The organism is Thermogemmatispora sp., from assembly GCF_019683635.1.
Taxonomy (GTDB): domain Bacteria; phylum Chloroflexota; class Ktedonobacteria; order Ktedonobacterales; family Ktedonobacteraceae; genus Thermogemmatispora.
In genome coordinates, this window is record NZ_JADGIA010000004.1 from 16077 (window position 1) to 35559 (window position 19483).

Genomic DNA, 19483 nt, shown 5'->3' on the forward strand with positions numbered 1-19483 from the left:
GGCGCTATTCTCTGTCTTCTTTCCCCTCGTATCGTGATATCATAAAAAGAGCAGAGTAAGGTACTGGATGTTGCAACATGGCTTATTGTGGAGGTTTCTGTTTCTATGAGTAGCGAATCCGGGCAGGAAGCGAGCAAGAAGGGCCCGCAGCAGCCTCAGTCATCAGCCGCTCACACGAACAACGCCAATGCTTCTGCCGCCTCCTCCTCTTCATCATCCTCCGATGCTGAGCAGGAACTCAACGAGGCGCTGGAGAGCGGTTTCCGCCCTCTGACGCGCATGGAGCGTCGTCAGCTCTGGTTGAGGGAGTACGGAGAGCAGGATGTGGCGCTGCAGATGTGGATTCAGCTGGTGGAGCAGCATGATCTAGAGATCGAGATGATGCTGCAGATGCATGGGCTGCTCATTTTCGGGGTGATGGTGAGCACTGCCCACTATGCCCAGTTCTACATTGATCTCAATGAGGAGACGCACCGCGAGCACGATCCCGATACTGCTGATGCCCTGCGCAAGTACTATACGGCGCTGGTGCCGCCGCCCGATCAGCCGGAGTATGGGCCAGAAGGCTTACCGGTTGTCTACCACTATATCCATATGCGCGATGTGACCATCCTGAGCGGCGGACACAAGTTCAAGGTGCCCTACTGGCGGGGCAAAGCCTCGCGCGTCGATGCCTTTGTGGTTGGGGCAACCGTTGGGGATTAGCTCGCCTCGCGCCCACCGTGCCGCAAGCCTGCTGCGAGTCTCCCTTTCCCAAGCCATCCATTAATTGGGCTTCCGCTGGTCCAGTCCTCGCCCTTGCCAGGCTGAAGGGGAGCTGATCCGTCCGTCCTTAGTTGATCTCCCAGACGTAGACGCTTCCATCCTGGCCGCCGCAGGCAAGGTAGCGCCCATCAGGTGACCAGGCGAGGGAGTAAATAAAACCTTGCTGGCTGTCGTGGGCGAAGAGCTGCCGACCATCCATTGCCTGCCAGCAATGGACCTGACCATCGCGTCCGCCGGAGGCCAGCAGGGAACCTCGGGGGCGCCAGCTGAGGGCGTAGACTACCCCCTTGTGCCGGCGATAGATGAGCTGCTGCCTGCCGTGTTGGCTCTCCCAGATCTCGACGCTGCCGCCGGTCTTCCCTGCGGCGACGTAGCGCCCGTCGCGCGACCAGGCGATGGCGTTGATGCGCCGCTGCTGGCCGTAGCAGTGGATCTCTTTCCGTGAGAGGAGCCAGGAGGTCAGAAAGCTGCGTCCTTTGTTAGCAGGGCGTGGCCAGATGTGCAAGAGACCATCGCTGCCCCCCGAGGCGAGGCGCTGACCATCGGGGGACCAGGCTACCGCTTTGACGCTGCGTCGATGGCCGCGATAGCTGCTGCTCTCCCAGGGGCTGGCCGCGGCCCAGACATGGACGGTAGCGTCATCGCTGGCCGAGGCCAGAGACTGGCCATCGGGCGCCCAGGCGACGCTGTAGACGTAGGAGGTATGACCCTGGTAGCTGGTGAGTTCATCGCCTGTGCTCAGGCTCCACAGGCGCACCGTGCCATCGCGTCCCGCTGAGGCAAGGCGCTGGCCGTCGGGGGACCAGGCCAGGCTGTAGACCGGTCCTCGATGCCCATTGCAGCACTGTTGCAGTCGCCCGCTGAGCGCCTCCCAGATCTGGACGCTGCCATCGGCCCCACTGGAGGCCAGAAGGCGCCCATCAGGGGACCAGGCGAGTGTGTAGATGCTGCTGTTCCGACGATGGCCTGTATAGAGGCAGCGTATGATCAGGGGGGCAGTGGGAGGCGCGACGACGGAAACCGCCGTACTCGCAGAGGCCGGCGTGGGCCACGTGGGCCGGTACTGGCTGGCGCTCGGGCGTCCTGAGACAGTCAGGTGCTGGGTGAGCAGGCTTTCGAGTTCGGCTTTGACCTCCTGGATGCTACCCGGGCGGCGGCTGGCCTCTGTCTGGACCATGCGCATCACCAGTGCCTCTAGCCGACGATGTGCGGCGTCCTGCTGTGGAAAAGGGGCGAAGGTGAAAGGAGAGAGCGAGGGGTCCTGACCGGTGATCAGTTGATGGAGCGTAGCCCCAAGGGCGTAAATGTCCGTTTGCGGTGTCGACTGGGCCTTGCCGTACTGCTCGGGGGCGGCATAGCCAGCAGAGCCGAGAGCCGTTGTATCTTTGCTCTGGCCGGGCTTGAAGAGACGCGCGATGCCGAAATCGATCAAATAGAGATGCCCATCGCCCGTCAGCATGATGTTCGCCGGCTTGAGGTCGCGGAAGATAATAGGTGGCTGGCGACTATGCAGGTAGTTGAGCACATCGCAGAGCTGAAGGCCAAGGCGCAGAACCTCGTCAAGGGGCAGTCGCCTGTCAGGTGTCTGACTCAGGCGCTCCTCCAGCGTTTCCCCTTCGATAAAGTCCATCACCAGGTACCAGCGCCCGTTTTCAGAGAAGTGGTCGTAAATACGTGGGAGATTCGGATGAATCAATCCAGCCAGCAACAGGGCCTCGTGCTGAAATGCCGCGGTGGCCTCCTGCAGCTCCTTGGAACTCAAGTACTGCTGACTCATCTCCTTAATGGCCAGCGTACGATTGGCCAGCAGTAGATCGGTTGCGCGGTAGACGGCACCGAAGCCCCCTTTCCCGACCTGAGCGATGATCTTGTAGCGTCCTCGCAGCAAAACGTTGGCTGGCAGGAGACCGGTGGTAGTGCTAGTCGGCGAGGCGGGAGCCGAGGTCGTCTGAGTCGGGATCTGGGCCTGGTCGGCCACTAACGAGGGAGGCGCGCCATTCTGCAGCGGACGGCCACAGGCGAAGCAGAAACGGGCCTGGGGACGATTAGCCGCGCCACAGATGTCACAATAAAGAAGAAAGGAACCCTGCATGGCTTGCTGGTCCTGCATGCTACCGATGATCTGCCTGCATGGTAGCATCTGGAACGTTCGTCTGTCAAGAAGAGGGATGACAAACGATGAGCTATCTCATGCTGCTTGGTACGGGCACCTGTCAAATCGAGCTGGAGCGCCGGGCCTCCAGCGTTCTCCTGCACCTGGCTGGGCTGCCCATCCTCTTCGATTGCGGGCGCGGCATCAGCCAGCGTCTCGCTGAAGTTGGCCTCAATCCCAACGCTCTGGAGCATATCGTCATCTCGCACTTTCACCCCGATCACGTCTCCGATCTCATTCCCCTGCTGCATGCGGGCGCCTGGTCGCGGCGGCAGCCGCGTAAACATGACCTCCACCTCTACGGGCCGCCTGGACTGCAGCGCCTGATCGATGGACTGATGCGCCTCTTCAGTCCACACAGCTTCCGTCAGCCCCATTATCAGATTCTGGTCCACGAAATTACAGAGGAAGCATTTCAGATCGGCCCTTACCGCTTTGATTTCATCGAGCTGCCGCCCGCGGGCAACCACGGCCTGCGTTTCAGCTGGCAGGGGCAGCGCTACGCCATTACCGGCGACTCCTCCTTTCATGAGCAAGAGCGCCTCTTTCTGCAGGGCGTGGACCTGGCCATCATCGACTCTGGCCATCTCAGCGATGACGAGATCGTCCAGCTGGCCGCTGCTACCCAGGTCAGGACGCTCGTCTGCTCGCATCTCTACCGCGAGCTTGACGCCGCCCGCCTGCAGGAGCGGGCGCGCGCCGAGGGCTATCGCGGCCTGATCATCGTTGGGCGCGATCTCATGACCTTTGCCTTGCCCGACGAGTGACACACGAGCGAACAGACGAGCACTGAGACCTTAGTCGTTTGGACAGAGGCGATGAGCGGTTAAGAGTTCCGGTGGAATCGGGCGATCTGGCAGCGGCGGGCGCCCGCGGTGATGGTAGAGGTGCATACCGCTGCGGGAATCGATCAGCACCAGGGTGAACTGGCGCAGCAGGGGACTGCCCGGAGGCAGCGCTCGCGCCACGCGATCACCCGGAAGCCGCGGATTGAGCACGATCCAGTCGACGCTGGCTCCTGGATTGCGCAGAGCTTGCTGCCAGAGCCGGCCCGAGCCATCGTAGATCACATTACGGAAGTTGATGCCGGCCTCCGAAACGTCGAAATTGGTGGGAGAGACGTCCTCTAAGATCAGGCCGCCGTTGTAGTGCCTGGCCAGGTAGATGCTGACCGGGTGGGTGCCGGTGCAGGAGTTCCCGTAGAGGCCGTCCTGCAGGGTCACAATGCCGGTCGCGGCAATGAAGCAAGCCTGACCGCAGATCGCTCCGGCGCAGGCCAGGCGCCCCAGGAGATGAAGCCGCCCCCGCAACAGGCGCAGCCCACTGCTCATCAACGTGGCCAACAGCAGGGCAGCTGGCACCACAACCGCCGCGCCGTGCCGATCGTTGTAGAGGCGCCCGGGATCATGGCCCGGCCCGATCTCCGGTAACAGGATCAGCGCCTGCCCGCTATAGATCGAGAGCACATAGAAGCCGAGGGGGGCCATGAAGGCGATCAGAGCCAGGGTCTCCGGCCTCAGCCGGTGACTGAGCAGAAAGAAGATGAAGGCCAGCAGCGAGAGAAAGAGCAAAAATGGCCCGAAGGTTTTCACAGAGAGCAGCATGTAGGTCAGCAGCGAGAGACTGACATTGTGATAGGTATAGAAGCGGCCAGCTCGGGCGAAGCTGGAGAGCAACATCTCAGAGGAAAAAGGGCCATGCAAGAAAAAGAAGGTGTCGCCAAAGATGATGCGGTTCCAGGCCAGCCAGAGGGCGATGCCGAGGCCCCCCAGGAGGGCGAAAACGAGGGTATTGGCGCAGATCTCGGCGAAGGAGCGCCGCTTGAGCAGGCTGGTCAGGCTGACCAGGAGAAGCAAACAAACAAAGAAAGACCAGCCTTCGTAGCGGGAGAGCGTTGCCAGGAAGGTGCCGGCAGCCGCCAGTACCAGGTAGCGCGGGCGATTCTCCTGGGCCCAGCTCAAGAAGTAGTAGCCGGCCACCGTCATCATGCAAATCAGGATTAATTCGGTGAGCGGTGTCGACTGAAGGTAGAGAATATTGGGATTGAGCATGAAGACCAGGGAACAGAGGAAGGCGGCCCAGCGGTCGCGTGTCAGGCGCAGGCCACCGCGGTAGAGGTAGAGGGCAGCGATGATATAGCAGATCATTGAGACAAAGCTGCCGGCTAGCCCAGAGTGCCAGAGGAAGTCATTCCAGACGAAAGGCAGCATCAGCACATGAGGCAGCGGCAGCCAGACGCCGCCAAGCTGGGCCAGACCGGGCGTGGCGCTATCGAAGACGCTGCGGGCGATGCGCAGGTGGGCGTAGGCATCTCCGTAGAGTAGGATCTCCTGATGGACAAAGAAGTAGACGCAGGCCGAGATGCTGCTCAGGCAAGCGCAGAGGAAGGTCACCAGTGCTCCCAGGTCATGGGGACGCGAGCGCCGAATGCGCGGCAAGGGACGGATGGTCGTCTCGGGTGTCAAAACCAGGCGCAGTGGCTTGAAGGGGGTATGAGCGCCCAAGCGAATAGGGGTCAGGCCGACCTCGATCTCGCTCGGCCCGCGCTGAGGAGTCGAGGGAATCACCGTAGAGCTGAACTGGTTGATAGATTGTGGCTGCTTGAGCAGGTGGAAGCCGTGCAGTGTCTTCTGCCAGTAGTGGGGCCGAACCAGCAGCTCGGCGAGGGCCAGATAAGCGGCCAGGCTGTCCAGCAGCCAGCAGCAGGGCATCAGCAAGGCCCAGGGCACCAGCGCATAATAGCGGCGATGCAGCAGCGCCAGCAGGTTGAGGTAGAGGTGGAAAAAGTTGCCGAAGATCAGACAGAAGGCGCCCGCGTAGAGGATGGGGCCGGGGAAGAGCAGGTGGTAGAAAGCCTGGTAGCGGCCACCGGTGCAGACGTAGAAGATCGAGAGCGCCCAGACGATGGGATTCAGGAGAAGGCTGGCGGCGCTGGCGCCGATCACCAGTTGCACGCTACAGAGTTCGCGCAGGCGCCGCTCGCGCCAATAGGCCAGGGGATGGCGCATATAGACCAGATAGGTCTGCATATAGCCTTTAATCCAGCGCGAGCGCTGGCGTAGCCAGTTGCTGAGGCGAGAATTAGCCTCCTCATAGGTCGTCGAATCGAGAATCACGGTCTTGAAGCCATGTCGGAAGAGGCGCAGGCCGAGATCGCAGTCCTCGGTAACATTGAAGGCGTCCCAGCCGCCGACGGCGCGCAGCACAGAGACGCGAAAGTGGTTCGAGGTGCCACCGAGCGGCAGCGGCAGACCGAGCCGTTGCAAGCCCGGCAGCACCAGATCAAACCAGAGGGAATACTCAGCGGTAAAGAGGCGAGTCAGGAGATTTTGTGAAGGATTATAGCAATTCAGACGCGCCTGCACGCAGGCCAGCGAGTAGTCGTGCTGAGCGAAGGTCAGCACAGCTTTTTTCAGCTGCAAAGGATCGGGGATATCCTCGGCGTCGTAGATGACCAGGTAGTCGCCCCGGGCGTGTAGCAGTCCATAGTTACAGGCGCGGGCCTTGGTGCGGGGATAGCCGCGTGGCACGACGAGCACCCGGAAGTGAGCGGGGAGGGCCAGCTGCTTGAGGGCGGCACGCGTCTCCACATCATCTTCCTCTGTCAGCAGGAGGATCTCCAAACGATCGCGGGGGTAGTCCAGGGCGCGCAGAGCGGTCACCATCTGGCCGACCACGGCGGCCTCACGGTAGAGCGGGCACAGGATGGTGTAGCGGGGCCAGTCAGCATTATTGAGGGCCTTGATCAGATGCTCGTCGATCCCCTCATCGCCGCTGGCCTCGACGGGGGCCAGCAGGTGGGTACCCAGAATAGCGAACTGCAGCAGCAAATGGGCAACATAGAGCAGCGTGATCAGGGTCGAGGCCACAACCAGCAGCACTGGCCCTTTCCAGGCCAAAGCGCTGCCCCAGATCAGCAAGAGGCCACCCAGTATCATAAGCTGCGCCCGACTGAAGGTGTGCAGGGCGGCGCGCTCAGGGTGGAATGGTGCAAAGACGGTCACCTCCTTGCCATGAATCAGGATCGGACGGCAGGCCGCACGCTGGTATTCTGCAAGCTCGCGACTGTTGCTGCGCGCCGCGCTGGGGCTAACGTTGCCCTCTAGCCAGCGCCGATAGCGCGCCACACGGTTGCGAAATTGTAGCTCGCTGAATTTAGGGGACTCTTTTGTCAGAAGACCGGACGCCATTGAATCCTCTCCTCCACACTCCTCCAGTAATACTGCTCAAATACATCCATGCTCTTCTTGATAGCAGCGACCGCTGTAGTTGCTCAGCTCGCAGAGGGCTTCCCAGCAGAGGGCGAGCTTGCGCCGCAGTGACGGCCTGACGGGTTCGCTCGCTTTCTCTGTGCCAATCGCGATCTCGGTGTAGACGTAGCCAGCGCGCACAAATTTATGGATCATTTCGGCATTAATGAGGTGCCCCTGCATCTCCAGGGCTTGTTGACGGAAAAACTCGGCGCGATAGAGCTTAAAGGGACAGGAGAGATCGCGCACACGCAGACCCAGAGTGAAGCGCAACAGCCAGCTCCAGAGCAGCGCGGTCAACTGCTGCCAGCCCTGGCGCTGGCGAAAGCCGAGCACTGCGTCGTAGTCGCTCAGCAGGGCAAAGCTGCGCTTGAGGAGGTCCACATTGAAGCCAGGCTGAGCCTCCGTGAGGAGGACGAACTCTTTGCTGGTTTGGCTCAGGGCACTGACCAGGGCCTGGCCATAACTGCAGCTCGCGGGCTGGTGTAGGACGATCAGCCGCGGCTCCTCCGCGGCAAGGCGTTCGAGCAGTATGCCAGTGCGATCATGGCTCCCGCGATCGACAGCAAGAATCTCCAGGTCATCGGCCCAATCTGCCAGGTTGCTCAGCAGCGAGCGCACAACCAGTTCGATGCTCGCTTCGTCGTTCTGCGTCAAGAGCACGATCGAGAGGCTGCGTGGAACAGCGGCGGCTTCAGTATTGGACAGGACTTGCGCCCTGCCCGGTGCCTCCGTATCCTTGGTGTCGCTTTGTGCCAGGGACGATATGCTCATTGTGCTAGATATCCTTTCTCTAGATATGTGGCTACAGGTGCTTATTACCGTCTTTCTTCACACCGTAGAAGAAAGCTTTCCTTGCCTTTCTTAAGCTATTATGCGGGTGAGGAATTTAATATGTATTTGAATATGACCAAGACGGAGATAAGAGGGGACGAATGTTTGCTTCTGCATAAAAGACTGGCATAGTCTCTTTGATATGAAGTACAATCAATTAATACAAGATCGTCGCTGATGAGAGAGGGGCTGAGAGATAGAGCGTAGGACTCTTGCCCGGAGAGTGTAGCTGGGCGGACAGCTTTTCGTCGTAGTACCTAAAAGGACGATCAGATGAGAGGAAGATTCCGACCGTGGCTATGCTCTATCGTCAGCGGCTCATCTTAGCACTGGCCGAACTGGCTGAGGGAGAGCTAGAGGAGGAGGCGGCGCAGCAGCTGCTGATGCTCTTATGCGACCGTGTGCGGAGCGAGCAAAGAGAGGCTCCTTATGAATTCGTTCCTGGGGGGAGGCGCTGGCGCAGCTTTGTTCTGGAGCACGACCTGCAGACGCTGCGTCTGCGTCGCTATCTGACGCCGCCGCCGCGGGTGGCGCTGCTTGCTCCTGTGGCAGGAGGCTCCTACCTGTCCCAGCTCCGTCAGGAGGATCGCCGCTTGTTGTCGCAAGTGTGGGAGGAAGGCCGGGGCCTGATGGCTGAGCGGAGTGGAGGCTTGCAGCTGCTGAGATGGCACCGGCAGCCCAGTGCTCTCCCCTCGCTGGAGGGGGGGCGTGGCGAAGCAGAGGAGAGCGCCTGTCTCTTCACGCTCGGCTACGAAGGCTTAAGCCTGGACGCCTATCTAACTCTGTTGCTCTCCCATCAGGTGCGTCTTCTAGTCGATGTACGACGTCACCCATTTTCGCGCAAGTTTGGCTTTGCCAGGAAGCGCCTGGCTCAGGCCCTCTACGAGGTGGGGATCGCCTATCTCCATCTCCCGGCTCTGGGGGTGCCCTCCGAGCTGCGGAAAGAGCTGGAGAGCGAAGATGCGTATCGCGCTCTCTTTGCTCGTTATGTCACTGATCTGCTTCCGCAGGCAAAGGAGAGCATTGAGCAGCTAGCAGCTCTCATTGCTGAAAAGAGGCGAGTGGCGCTGACCTGTTTTGAGGCTGATCCCGGCCACTGCCATCGTGCTGTCCTGGCTGCGTACCTGCGTCGGCACGGCCACATCACTGTTCCTATCGTGCACGTAACCAGTACAACTGTCTCTGTCGAAGTGCAAGAGCCTGGCTAGTTGCAGCTGGCAGACACTGGCTGTGCTGGAAGGCTAGACGGCTGTGGCCAGCCAGGGCTTGAAGTGAGGGGACCGACCCCGCTGGCGCAAAGGAGGCTCTAGCGTGTATCTGCCTGAGACCCTGCCCGATGCTCGTGTATTGATCGCCGTCAAAGCCTATCCCCTCCCCTCCAGTAAATACGAAGAGCTGGTCTGTACCGCGGGAGTGCTAGAAAATGGCAGATGGATACGCATTTACCCGATACCCTTCCGTAGCCTTCCCTATGGAGAGCAATATCGTAAATTCGAGTGGATTCGGCTCAATCTCGTCAAGAATGCTAAAGATTTTCGCCCAGAGAGCTATCGGCCTCGCCTTAATCTTGACGAGCCAATCATACTCGATGGCCACATATCTGCTAGCCCCCAAGGCTGGGAAGAGCGCAAGAGCTATGTGCTTCGGGAAGTCTTCGATTCGATGTCGGAGGTTATTCGCTTGGCCAAAGGTCCAGAGCTGCGTTCGCTAGCTGTGCTTAAGCCTCGTGAAATCATCGACTTCACGATAGAGCCGACTAGCCGTCGCTGGAAAAAGAAGTGGGACGATTACTTTCTACAAAGCAATCTATTTGAGCAAGACAACTCTGGGGAGGGGAAGAGGAGAGTTCCTATTAAGAAGCTGCCTTACAAATATTCCTATGTCTTCATGAGCGAAGGTGATAGCAAACCTCATAAGCTCTTAATAGAGGATTGGGAGCTTGGTGCACTGTACTGGAACTGTTTGACGAGTACTGAGGGCGTTGAAGAGGAAGCCAATCGCCTGGTGCGTCGCAAGTATCTGGATGAGTTTTGCTCAACGAGAGATATCTATTTGTTTCTGGGTACAACTTGGCAGTACCATCGGATAAGTCTTAACCCTTTTATTATTATTGGTGTTTTCTATCCGCCAAAGCAGTCCCAAAAGCAAAAAGCCACCCCTATTCAGCTCAACCTTTTCTAAAGAGAAAAAGGAGCAGCAACAGTTCAGACCAGAGTCACGCGCTCCTTGCGCCATTCCAGCTTGCTATATTTTTCGGCCACGAGCTGCTCGGCCAGCTCCAGCTCGGAGCGGCTCAACTCACCGGGCACAAACTCCCGCTCCAGAGCCTGACCGAAGCCCTGACGGAAAGCCTCTGCTACCTGCTCCCAGCTCGCGTCTGGAGCGAAAGCATGCAGCGGCTGCGTCTTCTGGCGATAAAAGGCCAGAGCCTCGGCCCGGGCGGCCTCATCGGGGAAGCGCAGCAGCCCATAGAACTCCTCTGCCCGATCGTCCAGCGGCAGAGAACCCTGCTGCAGCAGGGCATCCTCGCGCCAGACCTGGGCGCTGCCCACCAGCTTATAGCCACCGCTGGTCAAATCAGCCTGGGTTGAAGAAGCGAAGCAGGCCGCCGAGGGATGCTTCTGCACGCGACCATCGCTGATCTCTGCCTGCACGCCCAACAAGGCCAGCGCCTCTAATAAGCCGTGGGCCAGGTAGCTATAAGCTGCCACCACTCCGGAAGGCACCCCATAACGTCGGCTGATCACGATGCTGTAGGTGAACTCATCGCGGTGATAGACTGCGCGGCCCCCGGTTGGACGGCGCACCAGAGCCACACCGCGCTCGCGGCAGAGATCGCTGAGAATCTCGCGTTCTACGTTCTGAAAGCGGCCCAGCGAGATCGATGGCTGTGACCAGCGGAAAACACGCAAGGTTGGCGGCGCCTCGCCGCGCAAATGATGAATGAGAATGGCCTCATCGATAGCCATATTCAGGGCCGCATCGCGCACACCGGTATCGAGAAAACGAAACATCTCGGCCATAAGCTGCTATCCTTCTTGTCTCCAAGCCAGGCTCACGACGACGTCGCGCGGGAAGCCGCCCGGGCCAGCCACTTCGCTCGCTGTTCCTCGCGTGCCGTTTCCGAGGCTGGCACATAGCTGGCCAGGAAGGCATCACGGAAAGCCGGAAAGGTCCCGGCCAGAATCGCCGCACGTGCCTCCGCGGCCAGGCGCAGCATGAAGCGCAGATTGTGAATGCTCCCCAGGCGATAGTAGAGCTGCTCCTCTGCCCGCGCTAGGTGGTGCAGGTAAGCAGCGCTATAGTGGCGACAGGTATAACAATCGCAGCCCTCCTCGACAGGACCATGCTCTGTGCGAAAGCGGGCTCGCTTAATATTAACCCGTCCGTAGCGCGTAAAGAGGCCGCCGTGGCGTGCCACCCGCGTTGGCAACACGCAGTCGAACAGATCCATTCCCAGGTCGATCCCCATAATCAGGTCCTCGGGTGAGCCGACCCCCAGCAAATGGCGTGGCTTCTCGCGGGGCAGCGCGGGCGTTGTCGCGCGCAGCAGCTCCCACATCAGCGCTTTTGGCTCGCCGACCGACAGTCCCCCGATCGAGAGGCCGAAGAATGGCAGCGAGCCAATGAAGCGAGCGCTCTCCTGGCGCAGCTCAGGCTCGAAGGCCCCTTGGACGATACCAAAGAGAGCCTGGGGGCGCTCTGGGCGATGTGGATGCTGAGTGAAGGCCTCCAGGGCGCGCAGGGCCCAGCGATGAGTGCGCTCCATTGCCGCGCGAGCCTCCTGGGGCGTACAGGGATAGCCGCTACAGATATCCAGGGGCAGGACAAAATCGGCTCCTAGCTCGGCCTCGATCTGCAAGCCACGCTCAGGAGTCAACAAGTGCAGCGAACCATCCAGATGCGACTTAAAAGTCACGCCTTCCTCGGTGAGCGTGCGCAGGTGGCCCAGACTAAAGACCTGGAAGCCGCCGCTATCGGTCAACATCGGACCGGGCCAGCGCATAAAAGCGTGCAAGCCGCCGAAGCTATCGATCAGCTGCGAACCGGGGCGCAGCATCAGATGATAAGTATTGGCGAGAATGATCTGCGCGCCTGCGGCCTGCACCTCCTCGGGGGTCAGACACTTGACCGTGGCCTGCGTGCCAACGGGCATAAACATCGGCGTCTGAATCAACCCGTGGGGGGTCTGGAGCGTACAGGCGCGCGCCCAGGTCGGGGCCGACGGCGCTGGAGGATTCTCGACGTCGATCGTAAAAGCAAACGAGCTGGAACGAGCCGCGAGTGCGTCCACTGGCCACTCCCTTTGCAACAACGAGCTTGCCTGATGAGAGGGGGCCGGCCCAGTCAAGTCAGCGCCGCCGGGTGGGTATAGCGGGCCGGGTTGACGAAGCCCTGAATCACCAGGCAGCGGCTCAGATCAGCTCAGTAGAGCGAGAGGACACGAAACCTGAGCCGGGCAATCTCATTACACCTATCTGCCGGGCGCGACTCCTCTGTTGAGAGTATAGCGAATTGGCAGGGTTTACGCAACGTCTCGCCCGACGCAAGCTCTATCTGGCGGCGACGCTGGCTCTTTTTGACAAAGCGAGAAACATCGTGAAACCAATGTAAGGCCGTCCACTTCACATGAAAAGCGCGTAAAAATATCAAAACGCTGACTGATTGGGACTAGAATCACTTGAAAAACAGCAAAAGTTGGTGTATGCTTTCAAGCGGTAATCCGAGACTGGTCTTGCGCACAGTGCCATCAGGCATGGGTCCCACGCTGCTCAGGGCGACAAACAGACTGGTGACAGAGGCCAGAAATGGACCTGAAAGGATACCGACCATACCACTAAGGAGGTCCTTGGTTGAGTTTCGTCGACAAAACTCTCAAGTGCCGTGATTGCGGAAACGAATTCGTCTTCACAGCAGGGGAACAGGAGTTTTTCCAGCAAAAGGGCCTGCTGAACCAGCCTGCGCGTTGCCCGGCCTGTCGGGCCTTGCGGCGTCAGGCAGCAGGAGGAGGAAGCAGCCGGAGTGAGCGCGCGCCACGTGAGATGCACACGGTGATCTGCGCCGAGTGCGGGCAGGAGGCCAAAGTGCCCTTCCTCCCTCGCAACGACCGGCCTGTCTACTGCAGCAGCTGCTATGACAAAGCGCGCGTGGCGCGACGCTAGCCGGCGACGTTCGCTGCGGATCAGTCCCTGATCGGACGAGCTGGACAGGTCAGGTCAGGTCAGGTTCATTGCCTGCATCCAGGCTGTGAGGTGGCCAGGAGCGCAGGAGAGACGGGGGACAGATAGCGCACCCCTTGTTCACCTCCCTCCACTGCGCAGCTCTGCTTGTGGCTCGCGCTCTTGTGAGGGAAGGTGATCCTGGAACGTAGGAATCATTGTAGCAATTGATCTGCTTCACGGACAAGACCAAGGTCTGCTCTTGGCCTTGTCTCTTTCTTTTCTTCGTTCATCGGCGCTCGGGTGCTCGCCGTCGACTGCTTGACAGTAATGCCTCGCACCTTATAATTACAAGGTAATACACAGGCAGGTGTCTAACATTTCTCAACGGCCAGCTAAATTTGTTGAACAGTATACGCACAGGCAGAGGATCGGGTACCCAGATATGGATTCACGTGAACAAAATGGAAGCCGGCATGAGGCGGGTACCCTGATGGGGCCAGAGGGAACTGATGGCCGACTCGTGGCCTCGATGGTTTCCCCAGATATGAGCGTGGACACCGATGCACTCATCACTGCAGCCCCGGATGCCGCCAGTCAGGATCAGGATCGGCAAGGGCGGCGACAGCGAACCTGGACGGTGATCTATCCATATCAGCCCTCTGATGGGCATCTGGAGGGCGATGCCCTTGAGCAATTGCTGGCGGAGACACGGGCTTATCTCTCGCCACAGGATCTGGCGAAGATCGAGCGGGCTTACGAGCTGGCGAATCGGGCCCATATGGGGGTACGGCGTCGCTCGGGCGAGCCGTATATTCAGCATCCGCTGGCGGTGGCGCTCATTCTGACTCAGATGCGCATTGATGCCGATGGCATTGTGGCCGCCTTACTCCATGATGTGGTTGAGGACAGTGACTATACCTTGGAGGAGGTACGGGCCCAGTTCGGTCCGGCGGTGGCGACCATTGTGGACGGGGTGACAAAGTTTGATGCTCTGGCCGGCAAGCCCGGGTCCGGCTCCCCATCCGGGAGCGGCTCGCGTACGCCTGCCCCCGAGTCCGAACGCGCAGAGGAGGCTGTGCGCGATCTCAAGAGCCGCCTGCGCTCCGAGACGGTGCGCAAGATGCTCCTGGCAATGGCGGAAGATCCGCGCGTGGTGGTCATCAAGCTGGCCGACCGCCTGCATAATATGCGTACGCTCAGCGCCATGCCGCCGACCAAGCAGCAGATTATTGCCCGCGAGACAAGCGAGATCTATGCGCCACTGGCGCGACGGCTGGGCATGGGCCTGGTGCAGGCCGAGCTGGAAGATCTGGCCTTTTATTATCTGGAGCCGGAACGCTACGAGCGCCTGGCGCGTGAGGTCGAGGAGGAGCGGCGCAAACGTCAGCCGTATGTCGATGCCGTCTGCAGTGCCATTGAGGAGGAGATGCGCCGCGCCGAGATCCATGCCGAGGTGCTGGCCTGGCAGAAGCATCTGGCCAGTATCAACCGTAAGTTGCTGCAGAGCGGCGGCGAGGTTAGTCAGCTGCATGACCTGGTCTCGTTCCGTATCCTCGTTGATAGTGACCACGACTGTTATCTGGCCCTGGGCCATATCCATGCTCTCTGGCGGCCAAAAGATGGGCGCATCAAGGACTATATCGCTACCCCCAAGGTCAATGGCTACCAGTCCCTCCATACGACGGTCTTCTGCCTCGATGATCGCCTCGCTGAGATCCAGATCCGCACCCACGAGATGCAGCGCACGGCGGACTATGGGATCGCCAGCTATTGGTACCTGCGTGAGCGCGGTGGCTCTCGCCTCTCCTATCGCGAGATGATCGCCTGGATCGAGCAACTGCGCGAGTGGCAGCGTGAGCTGCCGCAGAGCGCCGATGATTTCATAGAGGCCGTCAAGGGCGATATCTTCCAGGAGCAGATTTTTGTTTTTACCCCCAAAGGGGAAATTAAGGATCTTCCCCGCGGATCGACCCCGGTCGATATGGCCTATCGTATCCACACGGATATCGGCGATCACTGCGCGGGGGCCCGGATCATCACAAGCCTGGGTGACAGCGAGCGCCTGGTGACGCGCCTGGTCCCGCTGGATTATGAGCTGAAGAGTGGCGAGATCGTCGATATTGTGACCAACCAGGCGATTCATCCGACGCGCGACTGGCTGACCTTTGTGCGTACGGCCAACGCGCGCACCAAGATTAAGCGCTACCTGAAGAATCACGAGCGCGAAATCAATCTGCAGCTTGGACGCGAGCGGCTGGATCTGGCGCTGAAGGCGGCGGGAGCAGTGGGCCTTGAGGCTCTGCGCGATGAGGAGCTGCTGCCCTTAGCGAGCGCGCGCAAGTATCAGTCGGTGGAGGCCCTCTATGTGGCGCTGGGACGGGGAGATCTGCCAATAGAGGACCTGGTCGAGCAGCTGCTACCGGTCTTGCGCGAGCGTGGGGCGCTGCGGCAGGCCGAAGCTACCGCTGGATCATCTGACTCCGAGGGGCTGCCTGTGGTCGCCGGTCCAGCGCTCAATGGGCACCGTTTGCCGGCACCGGGTGCGGCGGCCCAGACCAACGAGAGGCCTCCGGCCCCTGGCGTGGCTACCCGCCTCGCTCATTGCTGTTGTCCCCTTCCGGGGGACACCATTGCTGGCTTTCTCAGCCCGAATAAGGGGTTGATCGTTCACCGCCAGGATTGCCGTACGCTCCAGCGCTTCCGCGAGCGTGTCAAAGGTCGGATCTTTGCTCTGGACTGGTCGCAGGTCAAAACGCAGTCCTATCTAGCCCCTATCACTATTGTGGCCCGTGATCGGGCTGGCCTCCTGCGCGATGTTGCGGCGGTGGTCAGTGATGCCGGCATCAACATGACGGCGGTCTCCTCAACGACGAATCCGGCCTTACAGAAGGCCGTGATTACGGCAACGATGGAGATCCAATCGGTGGACCAGATCGAGCGCGTTTTCAAACGCTTGCTCCAGGTCAAAAGTGTGGTTAGCGTGCGGCGCAACCTGGGGCATCGGGCTGGCCAAAGTGGTAGAGTCAATAGCCGCGCAGGCGCAGAGAGTACCCTTTCCGAGCCGCTCAGCTGACCCGGCAAGGCAAAGAGCGTCTTTGATCAGCAAGCGAAGCGGAACGCCTCTCTGTGGCCGCTCTCTTGCTGGTGCTCTCCCTCGTTGCCAGGCGATGTACTTCCTGCTTTTGACTGAGCGGGCAGACGTGGGCGGCTGAGCTTGCCGCTGTTGCCTCTGTGACAGGCTGGCTGCGGGCCATTTCTCTCCTCTCTGATGTGATGGTACTCTTTACCCTGGGGTTGTCCAGCAGATGTCATCTTCGTTCGCCAAACCGATCGCGCTTTGGTTCCGCGCTGACAGGGGTTTCCCGGGGGTCTGTGCCTGTGGGGGCAGCTAGACAACGCTATCTGCAAGGTCTATAATCTGAAAGGATGTACTGCTAGAACCTGTGGAACTCTAGGCCCGGGATGCTGCCAGGGACAAGTGAAGGAGCACATTGGTGAAAAAGAACGGTGGCAGGGCCTCTGACGATTCTTGTAAAGCTACCCTGGAAGAACGATAAGTGAATCTACACGGGACCATATCCTGCAGTTTTCTGCATGAAATATAGAAATGTGCACATGGTCGAGATGACGATCAAGCCTGAGTCAGGCCGGCAGTTGGGAGGGCGCTTATCCGTGTCTGCGGCGGGAGCGCCGGGGGAAGTGGAAACTGGCGGAGGTCTGACCACTGCCGTTGGAGAGAAGCCCCCCGACGAGCGCGCGGCAGAAGCCTTGCTGGCTCGTGTCCGCGAATATATGTCTCCCGCTGAGATTGAGCAGGTACAGCATGCTTTGCGTCTGGCGCAGGAGCGCTGTCGCGGTGTCAGGGGAAAGCGTGCCCTGCCCCCCCTGGAACATGCGCTGGGGGTGGCCTTAATCCTGGCCGAGATGCGCATCGATGCCATCGGCGTCGCCGCGGGCCTGATTTTCGAGGCGGTTGATGCCGAGCTGCTCTCGTTGGAGCGCGTGACTGAGGAGCTGGGGCAGCCGGTGGCGCGCGTGGTGAGCAGTATGCTGCGCCTCAACATTCTGGAGCGCAAGAAGCATGTTGGCGCTCAGCTTTTGCCTGCGGGCCGTACCGAGGTGGAGAGCAGCCGCGAGAGCCGTAAGCGGCGCAACCGCGATGCGCTACAGCATCAGCAGGCGGAGACGGTGCGCAAGATGTTTCTGGCCATGTCCGATGATCCGCGGGTAGTTCTGCTGAAACTGGCCTATCGCCTGCACGCGATGCGTATGTTGCGCGATCCGGTTTTCCAGTATGACCCGCAGGAGCGGCTGACGATGGCGCGCGAGACGCGCGAGATCTATGCACCGCTGGCGGGCCGCCTCGGGATGTCACGCGTGGAGTGCGAGCTGGAGGACCTGGCTTTCGAGATCTTGCAGCCTGTGCAATATGCCTGGGTCCGTGATCAGATGGAGGCCGAGAAAAAGCAGTGGGGGGCCTATGTGGAGAAGGTCTGTGAGATTCTGCGCCGCGAGATGGCGGCCATCGGCCTGAAACATGTGGAGGTCTCTGGGCGCATTAAGCACCTCTACAGCTTCTACAAGAAGATTCTGCGCGCCGCTGGCCTGCCGACCCAGCCGAGCCTGCTTGGCACAGAGAGCCTGGAGGATTTGAAGCGCGGCCTGGATCTGAATCAGATCCATGATGTGATCGCCTTCCGCATCCTGGTGGAGACCACCCAGGATTGTTATCTGGCCTTGGGCCATGTCCATAGTCTCTGGAAGCCTAAAGAGGGCCGTATTAAGGACTATATTGCAAATCCCAAGCCGAACGGCTATCAGGCCCTCCATACGACGGTCTTCTGCGTCGACGAGCAGTTGGTGGAGATTCAGATTCGCACCTTTGAGATGCATCAGATCGCCGAGTATGGGGTGGCCATGCACTGGCACTATAAGGATGTGGGGGATCACGCTTCTCCTTCAGCCAAGGAGCTGTTGACCTGGCTACGCCAGCTGGCTGAGTGGCAGCGCGAGCTGCGGGCTTCGCAGAGCGGCGAGCCTGAGCCACCAGAGAGGTCGCGCAGCGATCCGTTCTCTGAGCAGATCTTTGTCTTTACTCCCAAGGGCGAGGTTAAGGATCTGCCAGTTGGCTCGACGCCGATCGATTTCGCTTATCGCATCCATAGCGAGATTGGTAACCACTGCGCCGGTGCACGCATCATTACGGAGATCGGCGATGGCGAGAGCGAGCGGCTGGTAGCGCGCATGGTTCCCCTTGACTACGAGCTGAAGAATGGGGAGATCGTCGATATTACAACAAGCCGCACGGCTCATCCGAGCCGCGACTGGCTCAATTTTGCGCGCACAGCCACGGCTCGCAGCCATATTCGCCGTTATCTGAAGGCCCACGAGCGCGATATCAATATCCAGATTGGACGGGAACGCCTGGATCGCGAGCTGAAGGCCCTCGGCGTCCGCGGACTGGAGGTGCTGACGGAGGATCTGCAGGATCGTTTGCTGGAGGAGTACAACGCTCAGCGCGAGCAGCGGGAGCCGCGCCTGGCTTCCTTTGAGGATCTGCTGGCGGCTATTGGCAGCGATAAGATCCGCCAGCACTGGGTGGCGGTACGCCTGGGCGAGTATCTGCAGATCCGCGACCGCGATGGACGTGAGCGTGAGAATGGCGCTCACCAGGAGGAGGAGCCGCTGCTGTCAACGAGCAGTACGAAGGAGGCTCCAGCGGTCAATCTCTATGTCGATGGGGTCACTGGCCTGCTGACACGCCTGGCAAACTGCTGCTGCCCTCTGCCTGGCGATGCTATCGTGGGCTTTATTAGCCGTGGCCGCGGTGTGATTGTACATCGGGCCGATTGCCCCAATATCGCCCGCTACCGCGAGCATAGCAGCGAGCGCTTGATTACGGTGAGCTGGGCCGGCGTGGAGCAGTCGCACTATCTGGCCCCGATCGTGGTGACGGCCCGCGATCGCCCGGGCCTGATGCGCGATATTGCCGGAGCCATCGCCGAGCTGGGCATCAATATGGCTGCTTTGTCTACTCATACCAACGGCTCGCGTGAGCTGGCGGTGGTCAATGCGACGCTGGAGATCGAGAACCTGGAGCAGCTCCAGCGTATCATTGCTCGCCTTGAACGAGTAAAGGATGTATTGCAGGTAGGGCGCGATTTGAAGCGTAGCCGCAGGCACTAGGGTTGAGGCCGCGCCGCCCCCGCTGACGCTCGCGACGTTGAGCTTCGGCTGGCTGAGCTGCCATCGCTGGTGAATGCGAGGCAACTGCTCGCTGTGGTTGCTCTTCTTCAGCCATCTCCCTGGTAACTCTTCCC

General features: G+C 60.1%; 13 protein-coding genes and 1 pseudogene. 9 read left to right on the top strand and 5 right to left on the bottom strand.

Features of this window, described 5'->3' with window-relative positions:
* Positions 1–105: 105 nt before the first annotated feature.
* Positions 106–705 (top strand): hypothetical protein, encoded by a 600-nt coding sequence (locus tag IRZ31_RS01080; protein ID WP_297148608.1) that lies wholly within the window; start codon positions 106–108, stop codon positions 703–705.
* A 127-nt stretch (positions 706–832) separates the two neighbouring features.
* Here IRZ31_RS01080 and IRZ31_RS01085 read toward each other — a convergent pair whose 3' ends face one another.
* On the bottom strand, positions 833–2875 hold the full coding sequence (locus IRZ31_RS01085; RefSeq protein WP_297148610.1) for a serine/threonine-protein kinase: 2043 nt from the start codon (positions 2873–2875) through the stop codon (positions 833–835).
* 68 nt (positions 2876–2943) lie between these two features.
* On the opposite strand from IRZ31_RS01085, the gene IRZ31_RS01090 reads away from it, so the two are divergent.
* Positions 2944–3684, top strand: a complete 741-nt coding sequence (locus IRZ31_RS01090; protein WP_297148612.1) for a ribonuclease Z — start codon at positions 2944–2946, stop codon at positions 3682–3684.
* A gap of 30 nt (positions 3685–3714) precedes the next feature.
* On the opposite strand, the gene IRZ31_RS01095 is transcribed toward IRZ31_RS01090, so the two are convergent.
* Positions 3715–7107, bottom strand: a complete 3393-nt coding sequence (locus IRZ31_RS01095) for a glycosyltransferase (protein ID WP_297148615.1) — start codon at positions 7105–7107, stop codon at positions 3715–3717.
* Between the two features lie 36 nt (positions 7108–7143).
* A complete protein-coding gene (locus IRZ31_RS01100; RefSeq protein ID WP_297148617.1) occupies positions 7144–7941 on the bottom strand; it encodes a glycosyltransferase family 2 protein in 798 nt (265 codons plus the stop codon).
* Positions 7942–8300: 359 nt separating this feature from the next.
* Between IRZ31_RS01100 and IRZ31_RS01105 the strand changes: the two genes are divergently transcribed.
* Together IRZ31_RS01105 and IRZ31_RS01110 are read left to right on the top strand one after the other, a co-directional pair.
* Positions 8301–9209, top strand: a complete 909-nt coding sequence (locus tag IRZ31_RS01105; RefSeq protein WP_297148686.1) for a DUF488 domain-containing protein — start codon at positions 8301–8303, stop codon at positions 9207–9209.
* A gap of 103 nt (positions 9210–9312) precedes the next feature.
* Positions 9313–10182, top strand: coding sequence for a hypothetical protein (locus IRZ31_RS01110; RefSeq protein ID WP_297148619.1), 870 nt, complete (start codon positions 9313–9315; stop codon positions 10180–10182).
* A gap of 23 nt (positions 10183–10205) precedes the next feature.
* Here IRZ31_RS01110 and IRZ31_RS01115 read toward each other — a convergent pair whose 3' ends face one another.
* A complete protein-coding gene (locus IRZ31_RS01115; RefSeq protein ID WP_297148622.1) occupies positions 10206–11024 on the bottom strand; it encodes a biotin/lipoate A/B protein ligase family protein in 819 nt (272 codons plus the stop codon).
* A 32-nt stretch (positions 11025–11056) separates the two neighbouring features.
* Positions 11057–12295, bottom strand: a complete 1239-nt coding sequence (tgt, locus tag IRZ31_RS01120; protein WP_297148624.1) for a tRNA guanosine(34) transglycosylase Tgt — start codon at positions 12293–12295, stop codon at positions 11057–11059.
* Between the two features lie 559 nt (positions 12296–12854).
* Here tgt and IRZ31_RS21310 point away from each other — a divergent pair.
* From IRZ31_RS21310 to IRZ31_RS01135, 5 genes and pseudogenes are all read left to right on the top strand, one after another.
* Positions 12855–12989: pseudogene (locus tag IRZ31_RS21310) on the top strand (zinc-ribbon domain-containing protein); the annotation flags it as partial.
* A complete protein-coding gene (locus tag IRZ31_RS21315; RefSeq protein WP_363325620.1) occupies positions 12968–13027 on the top strand; it encodes a PTPA-CTERM sorting domain-containing protein in 60 nt (19 codons plus the stop codon). The pseudogene IRZ31_RS21310 and the gene IRZ31_RS21315, both read left to right, overlap by 22 nt.
* A 16-nt stretch (positions 13028–13043) precedes the next feature.
* Positions 13044–13163, top strand: a complete 120-nt coding sequence (locus tag IRZ31_RS21320) for a CxxC-x17-CxxC domain-containing protein (RefSeq protein ID WP_363325621.1) — start codon at positions 13044–13046, stop codon at positions 13161–13163.
* A gap of 442 nt (positions 13164–13605) precedes the next feature.
* The gene (locus tag IRZ31_RS01130; protein ID WP_297148629.1) at positions 13606–16236 is read left to right on the top strand and encodes a bifunctional (p)ppGpp synthetase/guanosine-3',5'-bis(diphosphate) 3'-pyrophosphohydrolase; all 2631 of its coding nucleotides are present in this window, start codon (positions 13606–13608) and stop codon (positions 16234–16236) included.
* A gap of 521 nt (positions 16237–16757) precedes the next feature.
* Positions 16758–19349, top strand: coding sequence for a bifunctional (p)ppGpp synthetase/guanosine-3',5'-bis(diphosphate) 3'-pyrophosphohydrolase (locus IRZ31_RS01135; protein ID WP_297148632.1), 2592 nt, complete (start codon positions 16758–16760; stop codon positions 19347–19349).
* Positions 19350–19483: the final 134 nt, after the last annotated feature.